We start from the raw sequence: 25,785 nt of genomic DNA, 5'->3' as shown, positions 1-25,785 counted from the left end.
GGGGGTCCTCAAAACTACTGGCCGCACACTCTACCAGAATCGGCCCAGGTTCTTAGAGCACGATCCGAATAACCGAGCATTGCCTAACATCATGGTCAGACGAAAGAATTATTCCGGCCTCGGCCGCAGGGTGCGGCTGAGCGCCTCCAGCAGGGCATTTTCGTCCGGCCGCGCCGCCACCACCACCTTGGTCGCGCCGGCGTCATGGAGCACCGCGGCGACGGCCGCCGAGATGCAGCATTGCGGCAAGGCGAGCGCCGAAATCTCGATCCCGTCGGCGCGTACCGTGTCCAGAAAGGCCTGCGCGCTGCGGCGGGAATAGTGCAGCACCGCGGTGATCCGGTTCGCCATGAAGGCGTCGCTGACCTCCCTCGGGAAGGCGGCCACCGGCGCCATCCGGTAGGTGGTGTGGGTGACGACGCTGAGCCCGCGCTCGCCGAGCTCGCCGGCGAGATCGCGCGACAGGTCGGCGCCGGCGAGATAGAGCAGCGTCGCCGATGCGTCGAGTTCGCCGGCCTTGACCCGTGCAAGCACGAGATTGCGCAGCGAGACCGCATCGCCCTTCGCCACGATCACCTTGTCGAAGCCTGCGGCGCGCGCCGCATCGGCGGTATGCGCCCCGACCGCAAACAACGGCAGCCGCAACAAGCGACTGGTCGCGAGGTCGACCGCGCGCAGCGCATTGGCGCTGGTCAGGATGACGGCATCATAATCCGCATCGTCGTCGCCACGGAACGGCACCGGCTCGAAGCGCAGCACCGGCGCCGACAGGGCGTCAAAGCCGCGTTGGCGCAGCGTCGCGAGCGTCGCGTCATTGTCCGGATGCGGTCGTGTGACAAGGATTGTCAGGGTTTCAGGCCTCCAGCCGTATAAATTGGACGTTGGCGACCGATTGCACTTTAAGACCTCGCAATGCTACCCCGGAGCGGACGTTTTGATGAGCATCATCTTGCCGGAAACCGGTTCCGGCCCGTCCGGATCATGCTCGTAGCACAAGGACCGAAATTGGGACACGAACCACCAATGCTGGTGCTGGGCATAGAGACCACCTGCGACGAGACCGCCGCAGCCGTGATCGAGCGCGCGCCTGACGGCAGCGGCAGGATCCTGTCCAACATCGTGCGGTCGCAGATCGAGGAACATGCCCGCTTCGGCGGCGTGGTGCCGGAGATCGCCGCGCGCGCGCATGTCGATCTGCTCGACGGCATCATCGCCTCCGCCATGAAGGAGGCCGGCGTCGGCTACCGACAATTGTCGGCCGTCGCGGCCGCCGCGGGGCCGGGCCTGATCGGCGGCGTCATCGTCGGGCTTACCACCGCGAAGGCGATCGCGATGGTGCACGATACGCCGCTGGTCGCGGTGAACCATCTCGAAGCGCATGCGCTGACGCCGCGCCTCACCGACGGAATCGATTTTCCCTATTGCCTGTTCCTCGCCTCCGGCGGCCACACCCAGATCGTCGCAGTCACCGGCGTCGGCCAATATGTACGGCTCGGCACCACGGTCGACGATGCGATCGGCGAGGCCTTCGACAAGGTCGCGAAGATGCTGTCGCTGCCCTATCCCGGCGGACCGGAGGTCGAGCGCGCGGCCGCCGGCGGCGACCCGACGCGGTTTGACTTTCCACGCCCGATGCTCGGCCGTCCCGATGCCAATTTCTCGCTGTCGGGATTGAAGACGGCGGTGCGCACCGAAGCGAGCCGGCTGGCTGAGCTCACACCGCAGGACATCAGCGATCTCTGCGCGAGCTTTCAGGCCGCCGTGCTCGAATCGACGGCCGACCGGCTGAGCGTCGGCCTCAGGCTTTTCCGCGAAAGGTTCGGCGCGCCGCGCGCCCTGGTCGCGGCCGGCGGCGTCGCCGCCAATCAGGCGATCCGCGGCGCGCTGCAGGAGGTTGCAGCGAAGGCGCAGACCACGCTGATCATACCGCCTCCCGCGCTCTGCACCGACAACGGCGCGATGATCGCCTGGGCCGGCGCCGAACGCCTCGCGCTCGGCCTGACCGACACGATGGAGGCGCAGCCGCGCGCGCGGTGGCTGCTCGACGCCAACGCGACGGCGCCCGCAGGCTACGGCAACAGCCGCGCCGGATATTGAACAATGTACGACGGAGTGCGCATCAGGCACCGTCGCACCTCGCCCTGCTTGCGGGGAGAGGTCGGATTGCGCAGCAATCCGGGTGAGGGGCTACAGGTCTCAACACTCGGCTCGCTCGCGGATAAAGCCCCTCACCCCAACCCTCTCCCCGCAAGAGCGGGGAGATGGAGCGAAGACAGGCCCGCCTGATGCCCGCGCATATGTCAGTCAGCGTGATCGGAGCCGGCGCCTGGGGCACGGCATTGGCCGATGTCGCGGCGCGCGCCGGGCGCAAGGTGACGCTGTTTGCGCGCAATGCCGAGCATGCCGCGCAGATCCAGGCGACGCGGGTCAATCCAAGGCTGGCTGGCGTCCAGCTTCATCCCGGTATCGCCGTGACGTCGGACATCGCCGCCGCAGCGCACGCCGACATCATCCTGGCCGTGACACCGGCGCAGCATTTGCGCGCCGCGGTTGGGCATCTTGCGTCGTATCTCAAACCCGACACGCCTGTCATCGCCTGCGCCAAGGGCATCGAGCACGGCACCCATAAGTTCATGACCGACGTGATCGCCGAGGCCGCGCCGCACGCGCAGCCGGCGATCCTGTCGGGCCCGAGCTTTGCCGACGACGTCGCGCGCGGCCTGCCGACCGCCGTCACGCTGGCCACCAGGGACGAAGCGCTCGCACGCGCGCTCGTGCAGGCGCTGGGCTCGCCGACGTTCCGGCCCTATCACTCCACGGACATCCGGGGCGTCGAGATCGGCGGTGCGGCCAAGAACGTGCTGGCGATCGCAGTCGGCATCGCGGTCGGGCGCAAGCTCGGCGCCTCCGCGCTCGCCGCGCTGACCACGCGCGGCTTCAGCGAGCTCGCAAGATTGGGCCGCGCCTGCGGCGCCCGCACCGAAACCCTCTCGGGCCTGTCGGGATTGGGTGATCTCCTGCTCAGCTGCTCGACCGCGCAATCGCGCAATTTCGCACTCGGCCTCGCGCTCGGACGCGGCGAAGCCGCACCGGTCGGGAAGCTCGCCGAAGGCGCGTTCACCGCGCCGGTGCTGTGCGAGCTCGCCGCTGCGCAGAAGGTCGACATGCCGGTGTCAAACGCGGTCGCCGCGATCCTGGGCGACCGGCTGACCGTTGACGCCGCAATCGAAGGCCTGCTGACGCGGCCGTTCAAGGCGGAGTAACGCACGTCACGGTCGCGCGTGGCGGAGCTTCACGATACGTGCGCGCCGTACTAGCGTGGCGGCGAACCGTCGGATCCCGGTCCAACAAATCGAAAAGCGGATCCCAAGGGAAAACCCATGCGTCAACCGCATCGCGCCATCCTTTCGATCAGCCTCGCCGTCGCCCTCACCGCCTCATCCGCCATAGCCCACGCCCAAACGGCCGCCACCTACGACGACCTTGCCAAGAGCGAGGCCGCCGCCAATGCCGACAACGGCAAGCGGGTTGCGCCGCTCAAATCGATCGGCAATCCAACAGCCGACGTGTCTTCCGAGATGCAGGCAATGATCGGCGCGCCCTATCCGCCGCATTTCAACGCCGATCCCAAAACCCCGGCGCAATGGAAGGAGTTGATCGATCGCCGCGCCAAGCTTCTGATCGCGGGCATTCCGGCGCTGAAGGCGAAGCTCGGCGTCAAGGTCGAGGAGACCAAACTCGCCGGCGTGCACTGCTACATCGTGACCCCGAACAAGATCGCGCTCGAGAACAGGCGGCGCCTGCTGATCCACGTCCACGGCGGCGGCTATGTGTTCGGCCCCGGCGAAGCCGCGCTGCCGGAAGCCATCATGATGGCCGGCTTCGGCGGCTTCAAGGTCATCTCGATCGACTACCGGATGCCGCCGGACTTCCCTTATCCCGCGGCGTTGGACGATGCGATGGCGGTCTGGAAGGAAGTTCTGAAAGCGCACGAGCACCGCCGGCTTGCGATCTTCGGCACGTCGACCGGCGGGGCGATGACGCTTGCGATGGTGTTGCGGGCGAAGGATGAGAAGCTGCCGCTGCCCGCAGCCATCGCACCGGGCACGCCATGGTCCGATATCGACAAGATCGGCGACAGCTACGCGAGCAATGAATGGGTCGACAATGTGCTGGTGACCTGGGACGGCTGGCTCGGCCGCGCGGCCAAGCTTTATGCAAACGGCACCAGCCTGAAGAACCCCTACATTTCGCCGATCTATGGTGACTTCAAGGGCTTTCCGCCGACCATCCTGACATCGGGCACGCGCGATCTGTTCCTCAGCAACACGGTTCGCACGCATCGCAAATTGCGCCGCGCCGGCGTGATCGCCGATCTCAATGTCTATGAGGGTCAGTCGCACGCCCAACACCAGTTCAACGTCGACGCGCCCGAGACGAAGGAGGCGTTCACCGATATCGCCAAGTTCTTCGATCGATATTTGAAACAGTAGGTGCCGCGCTGCGCTTCTCCATTTGATGCGTTTTCTTCACGCGAACCGGCACCCACTTCGCTTGAAAACGCTCTGGATCGGATGCCCGCGCTTGTCGCGGGCATCCACGTCGCTGTAGATTGCGGCGCAATCGAATGGGGTGAGTTGTCATGAACTACTGGCTCGTGAAATCCGAACCGTCGGTGTGGTCCTGGGACCAGCAGGTCGCGAAGGGCGCCAAGGGCGAGGCCTGGACCGGCGTGCGCAATTTCACCGCGCGCCAGAACCTCGTGAACATGAAGAAGGGCGACAAGGCGTTCTTCTATCATTCCAACGAGGGCAAGGAGATCGTCGGGATCGCGGAGATCATCAAGGAAGCCTATCCCGACCCGACCGACAAGACCGGCAAATTCGTCTGCGTCGACATCAAGGCCGACAAGCCCCTGAAGACGCCGGTGACGATGGCCGCGGTCAAGGCCGAGAAGAAGCTCGCCGACATGGCCCTGGTGAAATATTCGCGCCTGTCGGTGCAGCCGGTGACGGCGGAGGAGTGGAAGCTCGTCTGCAAGATGGGCGGGCTGTAAGCAAACTCTATCGTCGTCCCGGCGAAAGCCGGGACCCATAACCACAGCCTTGCATTGTTGAAGCACGCTGGGGCCCCAGCTCACTCGATCTCGTGCTTTGGTGGTTTTGGGTCCCGGCTCGCGCTTCGCTTGGCCGGGACGACATAGAATTTGCGGCCCTTACGCCCCGGCCGCCATCACCACCTGCGCCAGCAATTGCTCGCGCTTGCTTTGGGTGCGGTAGCCTCCCATGGTCGCGGCGAAGCGCTCGAGGATGCCCTCCTCGAACGCAGTGACGATGGTATCGTGGACGTAGCTCTTGCGGCAGATCGCCGGCGTGTTGGAGAGCTTGTCCGCGGCGGCGCGGATTGCGTCCAGCACCTGCTTCTTGCGGCCGCGCTGGCTCGTCGCCGGCGTGATCCGCGACAGCGATTCCACGACGACGGCGGACGCCATCAGTGTCCGAAAATCCTTCAGCGATATCTTGATTCCGGCGATCTCGCGCAAAAACGCATTCACCGCCGTGGTCGAGGCGGCCCGCACCACGCCGGAGCGGTCGTAATACTGAAACATGCGCTTGCCCGGGACGCCCTGCAGGATGCCGATGGCGCGCACCAGCTTGGCGGCGTCGCACTCCTTCCGCACCGCCTTGCCGCCCTTTGCCTTGAAGGTCAGCACGAAGCAGTCGTCTTCGAGCGTGACGTTGGACTTCAGCAGCGTGGTGGCGCCGCGGGTGCCGTTGAGGCGGGCATAGGACTCGTTGCCGGGGCGGATCGCAGTGCGCGCGATCAGCTCGATCACGGCCGAGAGCGCGAACTCGCGCGTCGGCTCGTCGCCCGACAGGAACGCCGAGACCTTGCGCCGGATTTTTGGCAGTGCGCCGACGAGCTTCTCCAGGCGATGCGCCTTGCGGTGCTCGCGGACCTTCTCCCAATCGGCGTGATAGCGATATTGCAGCCGGCCCGCGGCATCGCGGCCCACCGCCTGGAGGTGCGAGTTGGGATCGGCGGAGTAACGCACCTCGCGATAGGCCGGCGGCACCGCCATCGCGTGCAGCCGGCGGATGGTGCGAGCGTCGCGGATATGCGCGCCGTTGGGACGGACGAAGGAGTAGCCCTTGCCGCGCTTGATGCGCCGGATGGTGAGCTCGTTCTGGTCGCCGAGCCGCAGGCCCAGATCGCGCGCCAGTTCTTCAACCGTCGTTCTGATGGCAGCGGACGCGTCGAGCTTGAGCGTCGATGGCGATCGCAGCTTTGCGCGTGGCGTCTGCTTCGGCCACTGGCCCAGTGCCTTTGCCAAGGCGACAGCGGGATCGGCGGAAACGGGCCGCACAGCCGCGATATTCTGCTGATCCATCATTATTCTCGCAAGACGCCTTGTTCCGCTGTTCTCCCGGTAATGCCGTTGCTTCGGGCTTCGTTCCGGTGGGCCGTCTGGCCTCGGTTTGGCGATTTAGGGCGTCGGGGCCGACATTGCGAGTCGCGAATCAGTTATTGAAGGTGTCGAATTACCTTTCATGGGTGCCATTCGCCCGCTAACGTTGATTTTGGGCTGCCCGGGATCGGACAAAATGACGCGAGCGCGGTACCGGAAACCGGCGTTTGAACGCCGCTGTCGGACCACCGCGATCCCCAGATCAGGTCAGCGACCTTGCCCTTTCGCACGCCGCTCTCGCCGGGGCGCGGCTCGAGTTCGGCAGCCACGGGCCGGTCCAACCGCTAGCCGCAATCAAGGATTATGCGGTCACGAACGTGTTGACACAGCTCATCGCGGCGGCGTCCGACAATCCGTTCAATTATCCTGAAGCCGTCCATCAAATTCAGCGTCAGCACATCGTCATCGCACGCGGCACTGCTGCGGTGGCGGCGAACGTCGCAGAGAACGACACCACTACGACCAAGAGACCAGTGACCCCGAGCAGGCGATGGCGCATAGGTTTCTCTCGTCGATGCGTTGCGGTAAGCCGTCCTATCACAAGCGGAAGCCGGCGGACTATCCGGCGGCTTCAACGCGACGAAAGTGACAGTCCTTTTTCCTTGCCGGGCCGGAATGCGGCAACGCATAATCGCGGCAATGATCAAGACGGCTTGCCGTCGCGTCGTTCGCGATCGGCAATGAGTGGAGGAAAATGATGTCCGAGAAGATCTATGACGTGTCGGCCGACTGGGCCAAGCGCGCCTATATCGATGACGCCAAATATCGCGAGATGTACGCGCACTCGGTCAAGGACCCGAACGGCTTCTGGGCAGAGCAGGCCAAGCGCATCGACTGGATGAAGGCGCCGACGAAAATCGAGAACGTCTCGTTCGCGCCCGGCAACATCTCGATCAAATGGTTCGAGGACGGCGTCCTCAACGTCGCCCACAATTGCATCGACCGGCATCTTCACACGCGCGCCAGCCAGACCGCGATCATCTGGGAAGGCGACGATCCCTCGCAGTCAAAGCACATCACCTATCAGGAGCTGCACGACGAGGTCTGCCGGATGGCCAACATCCTGCGCACCCGCAACGTCAAGAAGGGCGACCGCGTCACCATCTACCTGCCGATGATTCCCGAAGCCGCCTATGCGATGCTGGCCTGCGCACGCATCGGCGCGATCCACTCGGTCGTGTTCGCGGGCTTCTCGCCGGACAGCCTCGCCCAGCGCATCAACGACTGCCAATCCAAGGTCATCATCACCGCGGACGAAGGCCTGCGCGGCGGCAAGAAGGTGCCGCTGAAGGCCAATGTCGACGCGGCGCTCGCCAAGGCCGACGGCGTCGACTGGGTCGTGGTGGTCAAGCGCACCGGCGGCAAGGTCGACATGAACCCGACGCGCGACCTCTGGTACCACGAGGCGGCGGCAATGGTGACGACGGAATGCCCGGTCGAGCACATGCATGCTGAGGACCCGCTGTTCATCCTCTACACCTCAGGCTCGACCGGCCAGCCCAAGGGCGTGCTGCACACCACGGGCGGCTATCTCGTGTTCGCCTCGATGACGCATCAATACGTCTTCGACTATCACGACGGCGACATCTACTGGTGCACCGCCGACGTCGGCTGGGTCACCGGCCACAGCTACATCCTCTACGGGCCGCTGGCGAACGGGGCGACCACGCTGATGTTCGAAGGCGTGCCGAATTACCCTGACAATTCCCGCTTCTGGAACGTCATCGACAAGCACAAGGTCAACATCTTCTACACCGCGCCGACTGCGATCCGCGCGCTGATGCAATCGGGCGACGAGCCCGTGAAGAAGACCTCGCGCGCGAGCTTGCGCCTGCTCGGCTCGGTCGGCGAGCCCATCAATCCCGAAGCCTGGGAGTGGTATCACCGCGTCGTCGGCGACGACCGCTGCCCGATCGTCGACACCTGGTGGCAGACCGAGACCGGCGGCATCCTGATCACGCCGCTGCCGGGCGCAACCAAGCTCAAGCCGGGCTCGGCGACGCAGCCGTTCTTCGGCGTGGTGCCTGAGATCGTCGACGCCGATGGCAAGGTGCTGGAAGGCGAGACCACCGGCAATCTCTGCCTGACGCGGTCCTGGCCCGGCCAGATGCGCACGGTCTACGGCGATCACGCCCGCTTCGAGCAGACCTATTTCTCGACCTACAAGGGCAAGTACTTCACCGGCGACGGCTGCCGGCGTGACGCCGACGGCTATTACTGGATCACCGGCCGCGTCGACGACGTCATCAACGTCTCCGGCCATCGCATGGGCACCGCGGAAGTCGAGAGCGCACTGGTCGCGCACGAGAAGGTTTCGGAGGCGGCGGTGGTCGGCTTCCCGCACGACATCAAGGGCCAGGGCATCTACGCCTATGTCACCCTGATGGCGGGCGTCCAGCCGACCGAGGATCTGCGCAAGGAGCTCGTCACCTGGGTGCGCAAGGAGATCGGCCCGATCGCTTCGCCCGACCAGATCCAGTTCGCACCGGGCCTGCCCAAGACCCGCTCCGGCAAGATCATGCGCCGCATCCTGCGCAAGATCGCCGAGGACGAGCCCGGCAGCCTCGGCGACACCTCGACCCTGGCAGATCCCGCTGTCGTCGACGACCTCGTCAAGAACCGGCAGAACCAGAAGGGCGCGCCGGCGTAAGGCCAGCAGCAGCAAGGATCAGAAGACCAAAGAAGGGCCGCGCGCGATCACCGCCGCGGCCCTTCCCGTTTCCTGCAACGGGCGCTTCACGGGATTGTCAGAGGCAAGGCGCGATTGAGGCGCGTTTGTGGCCAAGTGTTGTTTCCAGGTCATTTACTTTAATCCGAACTTTTCATTCTCTCCCGCCATCAGGACGTGTCTCGCGGCCGGTGTGAAACCACCCGGTTAACACACGCGGTTAATGTTGCGTGCGTGAGACCGGCAGGCCCGGTTTTTCAAGGGCTCTGCATCTTCGTTTTTGGCTTCCTCGCGGGAGCTGTTGGGAAGTGGAGAGGTTGATGTCGATGAAGTTTGCGGTGGCGCTGGCTGCCACGGCTGCTGTTACCCTTGGCGCGGTTGTTTTGACGTCGCAGGCGGCCGAAGCCCGGCCGGAAATGGTGGGAATGCACGGGGACACTTATTCGCCGGGCACCATCGTAGTGAAGACCAACGAACGGCGGCTCTATCTCATCCTCGATAACGGCCACGCCGTGCGCTATCCGGTCGGCGTCGGCAAGGCCGGCAAGCAATGGTCCGGCACGACGAAGATCGAGGGCAAGTATCTCAACCCGGCCTGGGCGCCGCCCGCCGAGGTGAAGCGCGACAAGCCTGATATCCCCGACGTCATTCCCGGCGGCTCGCCGCGCAACCCGATGGGCGTCGCGGCGATGACGCTGACCGGCGGCGAATACGCCATCCACGGCACCAACGTGCCGGGCTCGATCGGCGGCTTCGTCTCCTATGGCTGCATCCGCATGCTCAACGACGACATCACGGATCTCTACTCGCGCGTCGAGGTCGGCACGACCGTTGTCGTCACCCGCTGATCAGGCACAGCGTCTCGTCCAAGGAGAAGCCGCGCGGATGCGCGGCTTTTTGTTTGCCCGACCCGGTTTGACGCTGTCGCCTAGCGCGCGATGAGTTTTGGTGGAATCGGCTTGGCGCGGTCTCGGTTCACCTCTCCCCGACGGGGAGAGGTCGGATTGCGCCTGGCGATGCGCAGCATCGTCCAGCGCAATCCGGGTGAGGGCTCTTGCTCTCTCGATAGACCGTGACCCCTCACCCGATTTGCTGGCGCAAATCGACCTCTCCCGATGGGAGAGGTGATCTTTCGATGCCGTTCCAGCTCAACCTAACCTCATCAGGCTCTAGCGCGCAAAATATCCGCACCAACCGAACCGGTGTCCGCCATTGTAGGCGCGGGCATGGCCGGCGGCGAGCAGAGCGGCCGAAACATTGTCGGTCTTCCTGGTCGCGACGTCGGCGACGACACGTCCCTGGTATTTGTCGGGACCGACATTGTAGATCGCGACATCGCCCTGGCCCAGCAGGTCGCGCAGCGCCACCGTCGCTGCTTGCGCCATTTGCAGTTCGCGCGCACAAGACGCCTTCAGTTCCGGCGCATCGATGCCGCGCAGCCGGACACGCGTGTACAGATCCGGGCCCGGCGGGAAATGCACCCGCGCCTCGAACGTGTCGCCGTCGATCGTCCTGATCACATCAACGTTGTGCCTGATGTCGGGCGCGCCGGTCCGCTGCCAGATGATATCGGTGTCGCGAGACCTGCCGAGCGACCAGGTCGGCGGCAAATGCACCCATTGGCGGATCGGCAATGTGCTGCCCACGGCGATGCCGAGAACGAACACCCATGGCAGCGCCGCCGAGACGCGCCGGCCCCAAGGGGTCCGGCGGAAGGGCGGACGCCCCGTCCCACGATAAGGATTTATTCTCTCGTGAGGGGACATATTCCCAATTATATACTTAAGCAGATGGCGCTCAAATTTCTTCGTTGGCGTCGTCGTCAGAAATGAAAGGGAAGTTTGCCTGCCGAGGTGCTGGGATGAAATCTAAGACTTCGGCAATCTTGTATTCATTCTTGTAGTTTCCGGCGGATGTTCGCTTCTCCGTCACCAACATTCTAACTCGCCAAGTGTCCGCAAGGCCTAGCACGCCGCGCGCCCTGACCTGTTGGGCAATGTCGGTATCACCGATATCAACCGATATCGTTTTGTCCCCATAACGAAAACGCCAAACATGAGCCTTTGGCTCAAAGTCAGGTCGACTAATTTGTAAGTGCGCGACGATTGGCTGCGGCTCAAATGTTTCCTCTTCGGCCTCTTTCAACTCAGAGCGACCGGAAATGATGGACTCAGCATCTGCCTTCGTAATTAAGGCACCTTTTGCGGGTGTCTCTGGATTGAATTGCAGCGTATCAATACCCTCTCGTTTTAGCGGCGAGACAACTTTCGCAGCATAGTCTCGAATAACCGGGTCTTCTCCGAGCATGTAGACATTCTGATTCACGATTATCGTATGCCCGTCGCCGTCACCCTTGAACTTAACGGCGACCGTCCCTTGAGAATCGGAAGTCGAAATTGTCGTCTGATCAGACAAAACAGCATTGACCGGCGTGACACTCTCAATCTCCTTTCCCTTGCGTTTGGCAAGGTACGCAAAGAGACCTACAACGGTTGTTGGCACACCGATAAGACCGAGCCACCCGGCAATTGTCTGGGCATTCTTTAGCGCGTGCTCATCTGTCAAAAATGAACTAATCGTCTTCAGAATCGACTGAACCAATTCCAAATTTACCTGGAAACACTTGTGCTCAAAATCAGATTGGACAATCAGGTTTACTTTTGAAGCATCGCCATTGACGGCGAAGTTTGCGCGCTTGATCAGATCACCGAGAGCCAAAAGCGCCGGCGCAAGATCAGCGACATCCATCCCATGCTCTGAGAGCGCAGGTCCGTCGTACCGCAATTGAAATGCTACTTTTGACATTTGCCAGCCCCGGCTCAATCTTTGATCATCAAAGCAGCCAGCGTACAACTAGTCTTTGGTGCTGGTTTTGCGCTCGGTCTTGGCGATCTTCTTGGCTTTGGGCTTGTGCATGCGCTTCAAGACATAATCGCGGGCAGGCGAATCAAGGCCGACTCACCGGAAGGACTCCGTTTCGGAATTCTCGCAACCTGTTTTTTATGTGGGGTAGAATGGGTTACCTGTTGCGAAACAGCGCCAAACACAAGCATACCGGAAATGCTAGCGGCGCGGGTTGGTTCGCCCTGAACAAGTAAACCAACCCCGCCTTACCTAGCTGGCGATCTCGGCAGTTCTTTTCGAACTGCCCGGGACCAGCAAACGGCTCGTTGGGGAAACCCTGCGGGCCGTTTGTCTTTGAATAGGACAAATCCTATTCGCATCGGAATTTGTTGCATCTTGCGCAACTGCGCCGCAAGGGACTTGATCCAAATAATTTGGAATTTCCCACCACGACCATCGCAACGAATCTCGCAATGACCATCAAGGTAACACCAGAATAGGAATTAATGTGCTGGTTTTGGTGCGTCATCTCTATAAGTAGGGACATATTCCCAGATCGGCCTAGTCGGGCCGTCAAGCAAGGCGCTCCAAGAGACTCTCAGAAGTCCGAGGCGATGCCCTTGGTCTCCCAATCGCCGTAACGCGTCGGTTCCGGCCCCTTCGGACCCTGGAACTCCTTCGGCCGCGCCGCCACGTTCTGCGCGGCCGCCTCCTCGGCAGCCTTGCGCCGCGCCGCGGCCTCGGCGAGCGCGCGTTGCGCGGCCGGCGTCAGCGGCTTGCGCGGCGCCGCCTCCGGCGGCGATGACAATGGCGATTTATCAGACATGACAAAACTTTCTGCCTGCGGATTCCGTATCTCTGTGCTGGCTCAGTGACGACATCACGATCACGAAATCCCGCAAGGCGATTCTTACATTTGGCATATTCGCATGCCAGAGGTGGTATGGAGTTGATGGGCATGAGCCGAATGTAACTCAGCACCTTCGAGATATCTCCGCTTCATGCCTCCTTCAAGATTTGCAGTACCTGCCGAAGTGCCCGGTCTTGCGGCACGGCGGATTGCCGCCGACATCGTCGACGGCGTGCTGCACAAGCACCGCACGCTCGACGACCAGCTCGACGGCAGCGGCGCCCACCCCGGACTGAAGACGCTGGCCGACCGCGACCGCGCGCTGATGCGCCGGCTGGTGTCGACCATCTTGCGCCGGCTCGGCACGCTCGGCCATGTGCTGTCCCGCCTGCTCGACAAGGGAATTCCCTCCGATGCGCCCCGCGCGCAGAGCGCGCTCCTGATCGGCGCGGCGCAGATCCTCTGGATGGACGTGCCGGATCACGCCGCGGTCGACCTCTCCGTTCGCCTCGTGCAATCCGACCGCCGCGCCGCGCGCTATGCCGGCCTCGTCAACGCCGTTCTGCGCCGCTGCGCGCGCGAGGGCCAGGGCCTGATCGACGAGATCAGCATGCAGACGCTGGACCTGCCGCCATGGATGCTGGCGCGCTGGAACGCGCATTACGGCGAAGCCACCGCGCGCGACATGGCGCTTGCGCTCGGCCACGAGCCGTCGCTCGATCTGACGGTGAAGTCCGATCCCGCGCAATGGGCGAGCCGCCTGCATGGCGAGACACTGCCGACGGGAACGGTGCGGATGCTGCTGCACGGTTCGGTGACCATGCTGCCCGGCTTCGCCGAAGGACAATGGTGGGTGCAGGACGCCGCTGCCGCCTTGCCCGCCCGGCTGTTCGGCGACGTCAAGGGCAAGTCCATTGCCGATCTCTGCGCCGCCCCCGGTGGCAAGACCGCGCAGCTGGCGCATGCCGGCGCGCACGTCACCGCGGTCGATCGCTCGCCGGCGCGCGTGGCGCGGCTGCGCGACAATCTCACGCGTCTGGCCTTGCAGGCCGAGACCGTCGTTGCCGACGCCGCCGAATGGCCCGCCGAGGCCGCAACCTTCGACGGTATTCTGATCGACGCGCCCTGTACCTCGACCGGCACGATCCGCCGCCATCCCGACGTGGCATGGCTGCGGCAGGAGTCCGACATCGCCGCCCTGGTGACGCTGCAGCAGCGGCTGCTGCGAAAATCGGTGTCGCTGCTCAAGCCCGGCGGCACGCTGGTCTATTGCACCTGTTCGCTGGAACCGGAGGAAGGCGAGCACGCGATCGCCGCGCTGCTGGCGAGCGAATCAGACCTGCGCCGTGCGCCGGTCGAGAAGAGCGAGGTCACCGGCCTCGACGACATCATCACCGCCGACGGCGATCTGCGCACTTTGCCGAGCCATTTGCCCAATGCCGACCCGCGGCTCGGCGGGCTGGATGGATTTTACGCGGCCCGGCTGGTTAAATCCTGATTTTAAACTTCAGTCCTCTAAGCTCGAAGTGATTCGTGCGGTATCAAGAGGGTGTCTGGGCAGGTTTCTTGGCAAGTTTCTTGGCAGGTGTCTTGGCAGGTGTCTTGGCCGCGTTTCCGGATTAAATAAGGATTCGTTGAAAATTCCCTCCCCGCAAGGTTAGGCGTGTCGGTCGCTCAAAGCAGACGCATCTCGACGCTGATTGCTGGCCGCTTTGCCCGCAGCATGCTCGCACGCGCCAGCGGGAGCACGGTTGCGCTGTCGCGGGTCTGGCCCGGCCGCACCGACCGGCTGATCATCGCACCGCACGACCTGCGCACCGCGGACGCGACCCGCGCCGCCGAAATCTATGCCGGCCGGTTCGTCTTCGCCGGCAAGATCGTCAATTGCCACGGCCGCTCGATCTTCGATCTCGAGCCGCCGTCGGAGGATTGGGAAGTTGCGCTGCTCGGCTTCGGCTGGTTGCGCCATTTGCGCGCAGCCGACACTGCGCTGACGCGAGCCAACGCCCGCTCGCTGGTCGACGACTGGATCTCCAACCAGGCCCGCAAGCGGCCGCTGGAGCGCCGCGCCGATGTGCGCGCGCGGCGGGTGATCTCGCTGCTGTCGCAGGCACCCCTGGTGCTCGGCGACACCGACGGAAAATTCTACCGCAAATATCTGCGCGGGCTGGCGCGCGAGATCCGCTATCTGCGCCACGCGACGCTCGACAATGACGGCGTTCCGCGCCTGCAGGTCTTGATCGCGCTGTGCTACGCCTCGCTCTGTCTCGCCAACCAGGCGGGCAACATCAAATCGGCGACGCGCAGGCTCTCGGACGAATTGCAGCGGCAGATCCTGCCCGACGGTGGACACATCTCCCGCAACCCGGGCGCGCTGATCGAACTCCTGATCGACCTACTGCCACTGCGGCAGACCTTTGCGGCGCGCAACATCGCGCCGCCGCCGGCGCTGCTCAACGCGATCGATCGCATGATGCCGATGCTGCGCTTCTTCCGGCACGGCGACGGCAATTTCGCGCTGTTCAACGGCATGAGCGCGACCTCTTCGGACCTGCTCGCCACGCTGCTCGCCTATGACGACACCCACGGCGTGCCGATGGCGAACATGCCGCATACCGGCTTCCAGCGCCTCGATGCCGGCCAGACCACGCTGATCATCGACACCGGCCCGCCGCCGCCGGCCGGCGTCAGCCACGACGCTCACGCCGGCTGCCTGTCGTTCGAACTGTCGTCCGGCATCAGCCGCATCGTCACCAATTGCGGCATGCCGACCACGGGCCGCGACAATTGGCGGCCGTTCGCACGCAGCACGGCGGCGCATTCGACGCTGACCTATCACGAGACCTCGTCATGCCAGTTCGTCGAGATGTCGGCGATGAAGCGGCTCCTGCACGGCGCGCCCATCACCAGCGGTCCCGAGCAATGTCGAGAGCTACCGCGAAGCCGTTCCCGACGGCGACGTGCTGACCGCCTCGCATGACGGCTATCTCTCGCGCTTCGGCGTGATCCACCGCCGCGTGCTGATGGTCTCGCAGGACGGCACGCGGCTCGAGGGCGAAGATTCGTTGTCGCCGGCGCCGGGCGGCCGCATCAAGGGCAGCGATGCCGATTTCGCGCTGCGCTTCCATCTGCATCCGGCGGTGAAGGCGAGCCGGCTCTCGGATGCCCGCGGCGTGATGCTGGTGCTGCCGAACCGCGACGTCTGGACCTTCGAGGCGCTCGACGACAAGGTCGACCTCGAGGACAGCGTGTTCCTGGCCGGCAATGACGGCCCGCGCCGCACCGCCCAGATCGTGATCCGTCAGGACGCGCGGCAGGCGTCCTCGATCCGCTGGAGCTTTGTCCGCTCCACCGCATCGCCGGCCGTCACCAATGCCCGCCGCAACGCTCGCCGCGAGCCGGAACTTCCGCTGTAAATTTGTGGCCAAACCGGCCCTTCACGGTTCCGAACCCTGCCAAACCATGCTACCCGGCTGCCTTAACAGCCAGGGATTTTCCGATATGACCGAGCAGCTTCGCCGCGTCACCCGCGCTCTCCTTTCCGTTTCCGACAAGACCGGCCTGGTCGAATTCGCAAAGGCGCTTGCCGCGCACGATGTCGAGCTGGTCTCGACCGGCGGCACCGCCAAGGCCATAGCCGCCGCCGGCCTCGAGGTGAGGGACGTGTCCGAGCTGACCGGCTTCCCCGAGATGATGGACGGCCGCGTCAAGACGCTGCATCCGAAGGTGCATGGCGGCCTGCTCGCGATCCGCGACAACAAGGAGCATGCCGACGCGATGAAGACGCATGGCATCGCGCCGATCGATCTCCTCGTCGTCAATCTCTATCCGTTCGAGGCGACCGTCGACAAAGGCGCGGGCTTCGAAGACTGCATCGAGAACATCGACATCGGCGGGCCCGCGATGATCCGCGCCGCCGCCAAGAACCATGACGACGTCGCCGTCGTGGTCGAGGCGCAGGACTATCAGGCCGTGCTCGACGAACTCGCCGCCAACAAGGGCGCGACCACGCTGAAGCTGCGCCGGCGCCTTGCCGCGAAGGCCTATGCCCGCACCGCGGCGTATGATGCCGCGATCTCGAACTGGTTCAACCGTCAGCTCGAGATCGACGCGCCCGACTTCCGCGCTTTCGGCGGCCGGCTGATCCAGTCGCTGCGCTATGGCGAGAACCCGCATCAGACCGCGGCGTTCTACGCCACGCCGGACAAGCGCCCGGGCGTCTCCACCGCACGGCAGCTCCAGGGCAAGGAGCTCTCCTACAACAACATCAACGACACCGATGCGGCCTATGAATGCATCGGCGAGTTCGACGCCGGGCGCACCGCGGCCTGCGTCATCGTCAAGCATGCCAATCCCTGCGGCGTCGCCGAGGGCCCCGATCTCGCCACCGCCTATGCCCGCGCGCTGGCCTGCGACTCCACCTCGGCCTATGGCGGCATCATCGCGGTCAACCGCACGCTCGATGCGGACGCGGCCCGCGCCATCATCGGCATCTTCACCGAAGTGATCATCGCGCCCGATGCGACCGAGGAAGCGATCTCGATCATCGCCGGCCGGCGCAATCTGCGCCTGCTGCTCGCCGGCGGCCTGCCGAACGCGCGCGCGGTCGGCCTCACCGCCAAGACCGTCGCCGGCGGCCTGCTCGTGCAGAGCCGCGACAACGCCGTGGTCGACGACATGACCTTCAAGGTCGTGACCAAGCGGGCGCCAACCGATGCCGAGATGCGCGATCTCAAGTTCGCGTTCCGCGTGGCCAAGCACGTCAAGTCCAACACCATCATCTACGCCAGGGATCTCGCCACCGTCGGCATCGGCGCGGGCCAGATGAGCCGGGTGGATTCAGCCCGCATTGCCGCGCGCAAGGCGCAGGATGCCGCAGCTGAGCTCAAGCTCGCCGAGCCGCTCACCAAGGGCTCGGTGGTGGCATCGGATGCGTTCTTCCCGTTCGCCGACGGCATGCTCGCCTGCATCGAGGCCGGCGCCACCGCCGTGGTGCAGCCCGGCGGCTCGATGCGCGACGACGAGGTGATCAAGGCCGCCGACGAGCACGGCATCGCCATGGTGTTCACGGGAACACGGCACTTCAGGCATTAAACTCTCAGCACGGTCGTCCCGGCGAAAGCCGGGACCCATAACCACCGGCTTTGGTTAGTGAGCAACAACCAGCCCCAGCGCGCCTTTGATAGATCACGCGGTATGGGTCCCGGCCTTCGCCGGGACGACGGCGATGAGTTATCCGCGCACCTTCGCCAATAGCCCCAGTCCTGCAACGAAGAACACCACCAGCACGGCCATGCCGGCCTTCTGGCTAGCGGTCACGGCGGTGATCATGCCGATCAGGAGCGGGCCGATGAAGGATGTCACCTTCCCGGTCAATGCGAACAGGCCGAAATACTGCGCGATGCGATCCTTCGGTGCGAGGCGGATCAGCAGTGTGCGGGAGGCGGCCTGGAGCGGGCCGCCGGCTGCACCGATCAGGCAGCCCAGCACGAGATAGGCGCGCTCCGCCGCGCCCGCGAACAACGCATCGCCAGGCACCGGCGGCGCGACCGGTATGAACAGGATGGAATCCTTGTTCACGGTGAGGATCACGACGATCGCAAACAGCAGAATCAACAGGCTGGCCGTGATCACGCGCTTCGGTCCGAATGCATCGTCGAGCTTGCCGCCGAACCATGCGCCGAACGCGCCGGCGATCGCGAGCATGATGCCGAAGGTGCCGATCTGGATCGTATGCCAGCCGAACGTACCGGCGGCATAGATGCCGCCAAACGCGAACAGCGACACCAGACCATCGGTGTAGATCATGTTGGCGAGCAGGAATGCCGCAAGCGACTTCTGCCTGGGCAGGCTCGACAACGATTCCCTGAGCTCGCGCAGGCCTTCGCGGAGCGCCTCGCGCAACCGGCGCTTCGCCGGATAATCCGGCGTGAACAGGAACATCGGCGTCACGAAGATGATAAACCAGAGCGCGGTCAACGGCCCGGCAGCACGGTCGCCCTGATGGGTCGCGGGATCGAGCCCGAACAACGGCGTGAAGCCGAGCAAAGTGCGGCCGGTCTCGGGATTTGCGGCGAGAAAGCCGAGCACGATGATCAGGCTGACGATGCCGCCGACGTAGCCGATAGCCCAGCCGGTGCCGGAGAGCCGGCCGATGCGCTCCGGCGGCACCAGGGTCGGCATCATCGCATTGTTGAAGACGGTGGCGAACTCGACGCCGACGCTTGCGATCGCATAGGCGAGCAGCAGCGCCGGGATGATGTCGGGATTGCCGGGCTTACCGATCCACATTGCGCTGGCGCCGATCACGAGCAGCGCACCGAAGCCCGCGATCCACGGCTTGCGCCGGCCGCTGGCATCGGCGATTGCACCTAACACCGGCGACAGCAGCGCGATCGCAAGGCCCGCGGCGGCCATTGCAAAACCCCACAGCGACTGCCCGGTGGCGGGATTTGGCGCAACGCTTGTGGCGAAATAGGGGGCGAACACGAAGGTCGTGATCAGCGTGAAATAGGGCTGCACGGCCCAATCGAATAAGATCCAGCTGACGACGGCGGCGCGGCCAGGATAGACCTTGGTGGTGGCCTTCGCGTCACCGGCGCCCGTCTGCATTGTTGCCGTCATCGCGAAAGATATTCCCCAACTCGAACCACAGGCAGGCTTTTGCCGCTCCAATCCGCTCCCATATAGCATGGGCCGGTTGGACTGATACGGCGATGAACAGGGCAGGACATTTCGATGGCGCTGACGGCAACGATGTCGCGACGGCTGTTTGCCGCTCTCCTGGTGATTGGTATCGCGACGCCTGCCCTCGGCCAGGTCCAGCGCCGCTTCTATGAACCTTCAGCCGCAGACACGATTCGCAGCATTCGCGCCGAAAACGGCATGGTGGTGGCGCAGGAGAGGTTGTCTGCGCAGGTCGGCGCCGACATCCTGCGGCGCGGCGGCAATGCGGTCGACGCTGCGGTCGCGACCGGCTTTGCGATGGCCGTCACCTACCCACGCGCCGGCAATATCGGCGGCGGCGGCTTCATGGTGATCCATTCCGCCGATCGCAACGAAGACATCACGATCGACTATCGCGAGACCGCACCGCAGGCCGCCAGCCGCGACATGTTCCTGAACGCCGACGGCAAGCCCGATCCCGACAAGTCGCGTAACTCCGCGCTCGCGATCGGCGTGCCCGGCACGGTCGCGGGCCTTTCGCTGGCGCTGGAGAAATACGGCTCCGGCAAGTTTACGCTGGCGCAGATCCTCAAGCCGGCGATCGACCTCGCGCGCGACGGCTTCATCGTCACCGACGACACATCGGACACGCTGAACGACATGTATCGCCGCATGTCGCGCTGGCCGAATTCGGCCAGGACGTTCTCGCACGCCGACGGCACGCCGCTGCGCGAGGGCGACCGGCTGATCCAGGGCGATCTCGCCGGCGTACTGACCGCGATAGCCGAACAAGGCCCGCGCGGTTTCTACGAGGGTGCGGTCGCCGAGAAGCTCGTCGGCGGCATCAAGAACGCCGGCGGCATCTTCACGCTCGAGGATCTGAAATCCTATCAGCCGGTCATCCGCGCGCCGGTGCGCGGCACCTATCGCGGCTACGACATCGTGTCGATGCCGCTGCCTTCGTCCGGCGGGGTGGTGCTGCTGGAGACGCTCAACATCCTCGAAGGCTTTCAGCTTGCCGATCTGAAGCAGGGATCGGCGGCATCGCTGCATCTGCTGATCGAAGCCATGAAGCGCGCCTATGCCGATCGCGCGCGCTATCTCGGCGATCCCGCCTTCGTCAACGCGCCGACGCAATTGCTGATCGACAAGGACTATGCCGCCAAACAGCGCGCGACCATCGATCCTGCCCGCGCCACGCCCTGGACCGATGTGCGCAACGCCAAGCAACCGCACGAGGGCGACAACACGACGCATTTTTCCGTCGTCGACGGTCGCGGCAACGCCGTCAGCAACACTTATACGCTGAACTTCAGCTATGGCGTCGGCCTCGTGGCCGACGGCACCGGCGTGCTGCTCAACAACGAGCTCGACGATTTCACCGCGGCAGTCGGCGCTTCCAATGCCTATGGCCTCGTCGGCTTCGAGGCAAACCTGCCGGGCCCCGGCAAGCGGCCGCTCTCGTCGATGTCGCCGACGATCGTGCTGAAGGACGGCAAGCCGGTGCTGGTGACGGGTTCGCCCGGCGGCAGCCGCATCATCTCGGCCGTGACGCAGATCATCGTCGACGTGATCGACTACAGGATGGACATCGCGGCCGCGGTCGCCGCGCCCCGCATGCACCATCAATGGCTGCCCGACGAGGTCCGGATCGAGCGCGGTTTTCCCGACGCGGTGCTGGGCGATCTGCGCGCCAAGGGCCACAGACTGGTCGAGCCGCTCGGCTACTCCTCCGCGAACTCGATCCTCGTCACGACCAACGGTCTGCTCGGCGCGCCGGATCCCCGCACGCGCGGCTCGGAGGCCGCGGGATACTAAAGGATGATCCGCGCCTAAGGCGTGCAAACGCGGCTTTGCCCAACCTGCAACATCGCGATAGATTGGCGGTCCGCGCACCTCCGGCCGCGGATCGCAAAGAGCCGGTGAAAGATTTCTCCGGGGAACGCGCATGAGCACAGCCGAATCCAAATCGATGGAAGTTGCAGAGATCGAGGACACCAGCCTGCTCGCCTTCTATCGCGACATGAACACGCCCGAGCGGCGGACGTTCTGGGCCTGCGCTGCGGGCTGGGCGCTCGACGGCATGGACTTCATGATCTACCCGCTGGTGATCGGTACCATCATCGCCCTGTGGAAGGTCGATGCGGCCTCGGCCGGCCTTGCCGGCACGGTGACGCTGCTCGCCTCCGCCATCGGCGGCTGGCTCGGCGGCTATCTCTCCGATCATATCGGGCGTGTCAGGACGCTCCAGATCACCATCATCTGGTTCTCGTTCTTCTCTCTGGTCTGCGCTGTCGTGCAGAATTTCGATCAGCTCCTGATCGCTCGTGCCGTGCTCGGTCTCGGCTTCGGCGGCGAATGGGCGGCGGGCGCCGTGCTGATGGGGGAGGCGATCCGGCCGCAATATCGTGGGCGCGCGGTGGGCTCGGTCCAGTCGGGCTGGGCGGTCGGCTGGGGCCTGGCCGTGCTGTCGCAGGCGATCCTGTTCTCGCTTCTGCCGGCGGAGACGGCTTGGCGCTGGATGTTCGTGATCGGTGCGCTGCCGGCACTTCTGGTGTTCTACATCCGCCGCTCTGTCACCGAACCGGAAATCTCCGCCGCGACCATGGCGCAGGCGCAGGCCTCCGGCAGCGGCCCCGCGGCGTTGTGGGAGATCTTCCACGGACCGATCCTGAAGACCACGCTGCTGGCGTCGCTGGTCGGCACCGGCATGCAGGGCGGCTATTACGCCATCACCTTCTGGGTGCCGCGCTTCCTCACCACCGAGCGCAAGCTCTCTGTCGTCGGATCGACCGGCTATCTCGCGACGCTGATCATCGGCTCCTTCATCGGCTATCTCGTGGGCGCGTGGCTCGCGGACCGGATCGGGCGGCGCAATCTGTTCCTGATCTTCTCGCTCGGAGCCATGGCGGTGGTGCTTCTCTACACGCAGCTGCCGCTGACCAACGAGATCCTCTGGATACTCGGTTTCCCGCTCGGCTTCTTCGCCTCGGGCTATTTCTCCGGGATCGGCGCGTTCCTGACCGAGCTCTATCCGACGCGGCTGCGCGGCTCGGGCCAGGGCTTCTGCTACAATTTCGGCCGCGGCATCGGCGCGCTGTTTCCATTCCTGGTCGGCGCGCTGTCGGCGACGACGTCGCTCGGCAATGCGATCGCGATCTTCGCGGTGGCGGCTTACGCGGTGTTCTTCATCGCCGCCTTCGCGCTGCCGGAGACACGCGGGCGCGTGCTGTACGCGGATTAGTAGCCTAATGAGGTAGCGTAATGAGGTTGCCGCTTGCTTCGCTTCGCCTCTCCCACAAGGGGAGAGGAAGCCTGACATGGTGCGTCCCTAACTGTGGAGGAGCCAGCAGATGACATCGCTCAAAGGCAAGACGCTGTTCATCTCGGGCGCGAGCCGCGGCATCGGGCTGGCGATCGCGCTGCGCGCCGCGCGTGACGGCGCCAATGTCGCGATCGCGGCGAAGACCGCCGAGCCGCATCCGAAGCTGAAGGGCACGATCTACACCGCCGCCGACGAGGTCCGCGCCGCCGGCGGCAAGGCACTGCCGGTGCTCTGCGACATCAGGGACGAGGCCCAGGTGCTGGCGGCGATCGAGCAGACCGTCGCCGAGTTCGGCGGCATCGACGTCTGCGTCAACAATGCCAGCGCCATCAGCCTGACCAATTCGCAGGCGACCGACATGAAGCGGTTCGACTTGATGATGGGGATTAACACCCGCGGCACCTTCATGGTGTCGAAATACTGCATCCCGCATCTGAAGAAGGCGGAGAACCCGCACATCCTGATGCTGTCGCCGCCGCTCGACATGAAGACGAAATGGTTCGAGCACTCGACCGCCTACACCATGGCGAAGTTCGGCATGAGCATGTGCGTGCTCGGCCTCGCGGGCGAATTGAAATCGGCCGGCATTGCCGTCAACGCGCTGTGGCCGCGCACCACGATCGCGACCGCCGCGGTCGGCAACCTGCTCGGCGGCGATGCGATGATACGCGCGAGCCGCACGCCCGAGATCATGGGCGATGCGGCCTACGCGATCATCACCCGGCCGTCGCGCGAATTCACCGGGCATTTCTGCATCGACGACAAGGTGCTCTATGCCAATGGCGTGCGCGACTTCGAGCGCTACCGCGTCGATCCCTCGGTGCCGCTGATGTCGGACTTTTTTGTGCCCGACGACGACGTGCCGCCGCCCGGCGTCACCGTGCAGCCGCTGCCGTCACACTAGGCTACACCGCGAACGCATCCAGCGCCGCGCGCCAATGCTGCACGCGCTCCTTCAGCAGCGTGTCGCGCACATAGGCGAGCTCCTCGTCCTCGATCCGCTCCAGCGTTTCGAGTGAGAGATGATCCGCGCCGTGGGCCGTCCAGGCGCGCTGCAGCTCCGCGTTACGATGGCTGCCCATCCGCAGCGTGAACCAGATGCGGTTCTCGATCTTGTCGAGATCGAGCGCCTGCCCGACCCAGACCTCGCCGGTCGCGCGGCAGCGGATCGCGAACACGCCGGCGACAGCAGCGCGCTTCTTGTAGTCGGCGATGGCGAGCTTGCGGTCCTCGGTCTTCATGGCGGCTCCAGTGGTCTAGGCACGCCATTTATACCCGGGCATTATTGACAAGGCGATATTACCCGGATAAAAAAGACGGCATCGAAGCCCGAGCCGCTGTTATGACCGCGAAACTATCGGCCGACCTGATACGGCCCGCCCTTTTCCAGCGCGCGCGCATAGGCCGGCCGCGCGTGGATGCGCTCCAGGAACGCCATCGCCCTGGGATGGCCCTGCTCGAGCCCGCCGCGCGCCTGGGCCGCTTCCAGCGGAAAGCTCATCTGGATGTCGGCCGCGGTGAACTCGCTGCCGGCGAACCACTCGCTCTTGGCAAGCTCGCCTTCCCAATAGTCCATGTGCTGCTTGAGCTGCGGATTGACCAACGCGGTCAGCGCCTGGTTGCAGACCTTGCGCACCAGCGGGCGCAGCAGCGCCGGCGCGCGCTTGGGCATCAGCGTGAACAGCAGCTTGAGCAGCAATGGCTGCATCGCGGATCCTTCCGCATAGTGCAGCCAATAGGTGTAGCGCAGCCGCTCCGGCGTGTTCGGCGGCGGGATCAGCCGGCCGTTGCCGTAGGTCGCGACGAGATATTCGATGATCGCGCCCGACTCGGCGATGGTGTTGCCGTTGTCGGTGATGACCGGCGACTTGCCGAGCGGATGGATGGCGCGCAGCTCCTTCGGCGCGTGCATGTCCGGCTGGCGCTGATAGCGCACGATCTCGTAGGGCACGCCCAACTCCTCGAGCAGCCACAGCACGCGCTGCGAGCGGGAATTGTTGAGGTGGTGAACGGTCAGCATGGGCATCCTCTGAAAGGTCAGCGCAATCGGGCGGCGTTTGGTGCCAGCGGGAAACCAGAAAGTCGAGATCCACGCGCCGCGATTGCCAAGAATTATCCGGGCGGTATGTCGCGCAATCTGAGAGGTCTACCATGAATCCTGCCTATGTCGCCTTCGAAGGCGAGCACCGCATCGGGGCCGGCGACCTCCCGGAGGTTGCGCGCGCCGCCAAGCAACACCTCGACCAGCGCAAGGACGCCGCGATCCTGGTGTTCAACGGCCGCACCTCGGCGCTGGTCGATATCGATTTCCGCGGCTCGGTCGATGACGTGCTGGGCCGGCTGCCGAAGCTCGCGCCTGCGCGCGACGAGGAGCCGGCCGCGCCAACCGCGCCGCGCGGCCCGGGACGTCCAAAGCTCGGCGTCGTCGCGCGCGAGATCACGCTGCTGCCACGGCATTGGGACTGGCTCGCGCAGCAGAAGGGCGGCGCGTCGGTCGCGATCCGCAAGCTGATCGACGAGGCGCGGCGCTCCAGCGGCGACAAGGACCGCACGCGCAGCGCGCAGGAAGCCACCTATCGCTTCATGACGACCATGGCCGGCAACCGGCCGAACTATGAAGATGCGATCCGCGCGCTGTTCGCCCACGACCGGCGCCGCTTTGCGACGCTGATCGCAGACTGGCCCGCCGATATCCGCGATCACGCGATCCGGCTCGCCCATAGCGATCAAGCGGACTAGCGCGTTTTGAATAATGTGGACGAGTAACCTCAAACGGGATGTCGTCCCTGCGAAAGCAGGGACCCATAACCACCGAAGAGCATTGCAGCGCGTCGAACTAGCCGCGTGCCCATAGCAAAGGCGGCGGAGTATGGGTCCCTGCTTTCGCAGGGACGACAGCGGTATTTGCTGCCTGATCTACTCACCAAGCTCCACAAGCTCGGTATCATTCCTGGAATTTGAAC

Annotated in this window: 20 protein-coding genes and 1 pseudogene; 13 read left to right on the top strand and 8 right to left on the bottom strand. The window is 64.6% G+C overall.

Translation table 11 applies throughout. The annotated features are described in order from the left end of the window. Window positions 1–108: 108 nt before the first annotated feature. Window positions 109–849, bottom strand: a complete 741-nt coding sequence (locus RX327_RS01420) for a uroporphyrinogen-III synthase (RefSeq protein ID WP_050383555.1) — start codon at window positions 847–849, stop codon at window positions 109–111. A gap of 174 nt (window positions 850–1,023) precedes the next feature. Between RX327_RS01420 and tsaD the strand changes: the two genes are divergently transcribed. From tsaD to RX327_RS01400, 4 genes are all read left to right on the top strand, one after another. Beyond that, window positions 1,024–2,097, top strand: coding sequence for a tRNA (adenosine(37)-N6)-threonylcarbamoyltransferase complex transferase subunit TsaD (gene tsaD, locus RX327_RS01415; RefSeq protein WP_317249242.1), 1,074 nt, complete (start codon window positions 1,024–1,026; stop codon window positions 2,095–2,097). A gap of 188 nt (window positions 2,098–2,285) precedes the next feature. Further along, window positions 2,286–3,263, top strand: a complete 978-nt coding sequence (locus RX327_RS01410) for an NAD(P)H-dependent glycerol-3-phosphate dehydrogenase (RefSeq protein WP_317251430.1) — start codon at window positions 2,286–2,288, stop codon at window positions 3,261–3,263. Window positions 3,264–3,380: 117 nt separating this feature from the next. Then, window positions 3,381–4,493, top strand: a complete 1,113-nt coding sequence (locus RX327_RS01405; RefSeq protein WP_050383553.1) for an alpha/beta hydrolase — start codon at window positions 3,381–3,383, stop codon at window positions 4,491–4,493. Window positions 4,494–4,642: 149 nt separating this feature from the next. After that, a complete protein-coding gene (locus tag RX327_RS01400) occupies window positions 4,643–5,056 on the top strand; it encodes an EVE domain-containing protein (protein WP_317249241.1) in 414 nt (137 codons plus the stop codon). Between the two features lie 159 nt (window positions 5,057–5,215). Here RX327_RS01400 and RX327_RS01395 read toward each other — a convergent pair whose 3' ends face one another. Further along, on the bottom strand, window positions 5,216–6,394 hold the full coding sequence (locus RX327_RS01395) for a DNA topoisomerase IB (RefSeq protein WP_317249240.1): 1,179 nt from the start codon (window positions 6,392–6,394) through the stop codon (window positions 5,216–5,218). A gap of 772 nt (window positions 6,395–7,166) precedes the next feature. Here RX327_RS01395 and acs point away from each other — a divergent pair. Continuing rightward, window positions 7,167–9,119 carry an acetate--CoA ligase gene (acs, locus tag RX327_RS01390; protein WP_317249239.1) on the top strand — a complete coding sequence of 651 codons (1,953 nt, stop codon included), beginning with the start codon at window positions 7,167–7,169 and terminating at the stop codon, window positions 9,117–9,119. Between the two features lie 338 nt (window positions 9,120–9,457). Further along, window positions 9,458–9,985, top strand: coding sequence for a L,D-transpeptidase (locus RX327_RS01385; protein ID WP_317249238.1), 528 nt, complete (start codon window positions 9,458–9,460; stop codon window positions 9,983–9,985). 321 nt (window positions 9,986–10,306) lie between these two features. On the opposite strand, the gene RX327_RS01380 is transcribed toward RX327_RS01385, so the two are convergent. From RX327_RS01380 to RX327_RS01370, 3 genes are all read right to left on the bottom strand, one after another. Next, entirely contained in the window at window positions 10,307–10,804 is a 498-nt protein-coding gene (locus RX327_RS01380) for a thermonuclease family protein (RefSeq protein WP_050383550.1), read from the bottom strand. A 130-nt stretch (window positions 10,805–10,934) separates the two neighbouring features. Next, window positions 10,935–11,885: a hypothetical protein gene (locus tag RX327_RS01375; protein ID WP_317249237.1), complete on the bottom strand. Its 951-nt coding sequence runs from the start codon at window positions 11,883–11,885 to the stop codon at window positions 10,935–10,937. A gap of 694 nt (window positions 11,886–12,579) precedes the next feature. Next, window positions 12,580–12,807 carry a DUF1674 domain-containing protein gene (locus RX327_RS01370; RefSeq protein WP_050383549.1) on the bottom strand — a complete coding sequence of 76 codons (228 nt, stop codon included), beginning with the start codon at window positions 12,805–12,807 and terminating at the stop codon, window positions 12,580–12,582. Between the two features lie 175 nt (window positions 12,808–12,982). On the opposite strand from RX327_RS01370, the gene RX327_RS01365 reads away from it, so the two are divergent. The 3 genes and pseudogenes from RX327_RS01365 to purH all read left to right on the top strand — a co-directional run bounded on the left by RX327_RS01365 (window position 12,983) and on the right by purH (window position 17,925). After that, the gene (locus tag RX327_RS01365; protein ID WP_317249236.1) at window positions 12,983–14,329 is read left to right on the top strand and encodes an RsmB/NOP family class I SAM-dependent RNA methyltransferase; all 1,347 of its coding nucleotides are present in this window, start codon (window positions 12,983–12,985) and stop codon (window positions 14,327–14,329) included. A gap of 225 nt (window positions 14,330–14,554) precedes the next feature. Then, window positions 14,555–16,247, top strand: a pseudogene (locus RX327_RS01360) (heparinase II/III family protein). 85 nt (window positions 16,248–16,332) lie between these two features. Beyond that, window positions 16,333–17,925: a bifunctional phosphoribosylaminoimidazolecarboxamide formyltransferase/IMP cyclohydrolase gene (gene purH / locus RX327_RS01355; RefSeq protein ID WP_317249235.1), complete on the top strand. Its 1,593-nt coding sequence runs from the start codon at window positions 16,333–16,335 to the stop codon at window positions 17,923–17,925. 138 nt (window positions 17,926–18,063) lie between these two features. On the opposite strand, the gene RX327_RS01350 is transcribed toward purH, so the two are convergent. Further along, window positions 18,064–19,443 (bottom strand): MFS transporter, encoded by a 1,380-nt coding sequence (locus RX327_RS01350; protein ID WP_317249234.1) that lies wholly within the window; start codon window positions 19,441–19,443, stop codon window positions 18,064–18,066. Window positions 19,444–19,569: 126 nt separating this feature from the next. Between RX327_RS01350 and ggt the strand changes: the two genes are divergently transcribed. The 3 genes from ggt to RX327_RS01335 all read left to right on the top strand — a co-directional run bounded on the left by ggt (window position 19,570) and on the right by RX327_RS01335 (window position 23,726). After that, entirely contained in the window at window positions 19,570–21,315 is a 1,746-nt protein-coding gene (gene ggt / locus RX327_RS01345) for a gamma-glutamyltransferase (protein WP_317249233.1), read from the top strand. A 130-nt stretch (window positions 21,316–21,445) separates the two neighbouring features. Beyond that, window positions 21,446–22,741, top strand: a complete 1,296-nt coding sequence (locus RX327_RS01340; protein WP_317249232.1) for an MFS transporter — start codon at window positions 21,446–21,448, stop codon at window positions 22,739–22,741. 109 nt (window positions 22,742–22,850) lie between these two features. Then, window positions 22,851–23,726: an SDR family oxidoreductase gene (locus RX327_RS01335; RefSeq protein ID WP_050383543.1), complete on the top strand. Its 876-nt coding sequence runs from the start codon at window positions 22,851–22,853 to the stop codon at window positions 23,724–23,726. A gap of 1 nt (window position 23,727) precedes the next feature. Here RX327_RS01335 and RX327_RS01330 read toward each other — a convergent pair whose 3' ends face one another. Both RX327_RS01330 and RX327_RS01325 read right to left on the bottom strand, forming a co-directional pair. Further along, window positions 23,728–24,063: a GIY-YIG nuclease family protein gene (locus tag RX327_RS01330; RefSeq protein WP_050383542.1), complete on the bottom strand. Its 336-nt coding sequence runs from the start codon at window positions 24,061–24,063 to the stop codon at window positions 23,728–23,730. Window positions 24,064–24,176: 113 nt separating this feature from the next. Beyond that, window positions 24,177–24,842: a glutathione S-transferase gene (locus tag RX327_RS01325; RefSeq protein ID WP_317249231.1), complete on the bottom strand. Its 666-nt coding sequence runs from the start codon at window positions 24,840–24,842 to the stop codon at window positions 24,177–24,179. Window positions 24,843–24,973: 131 nt separating this feature from the next. Between RX327_RS01325 and RX327_RS01320 the strand changes: the two genes are divergently transcribed. Continuing rightward, window positions 24,974–25,561, top strand: coding sequence for a DUF2239 family protein (locus RX327_RS01320; RefSeq protein ID WP_050383540.1), 588 nt, complete (start codon window positions 24,974–24,976; stop codon window positions 25,559–25,561). The last annotated feature ends 224 nt before the right edge of the window (window positions 25,562–25,785 follow it).

Origin of the sequence: Bradyrhizobium sp. BEA-2-5, from assembly GCF_032918025.1 — a bacterium.
Classification (GTDB): domain Bacteria; phylum Pseudomonadota; class Alphaproteobacteria; order Rhizobiales; family Xanthobacteraceae; genus Bradyrhizobium; species Bradyrhizobium pachyrhizi.
The sequence above is the reverse complement of the archived record's forward strand: the minus strand, read 5'-3'. Positions and strand labels throughout refer to the sequence as shown.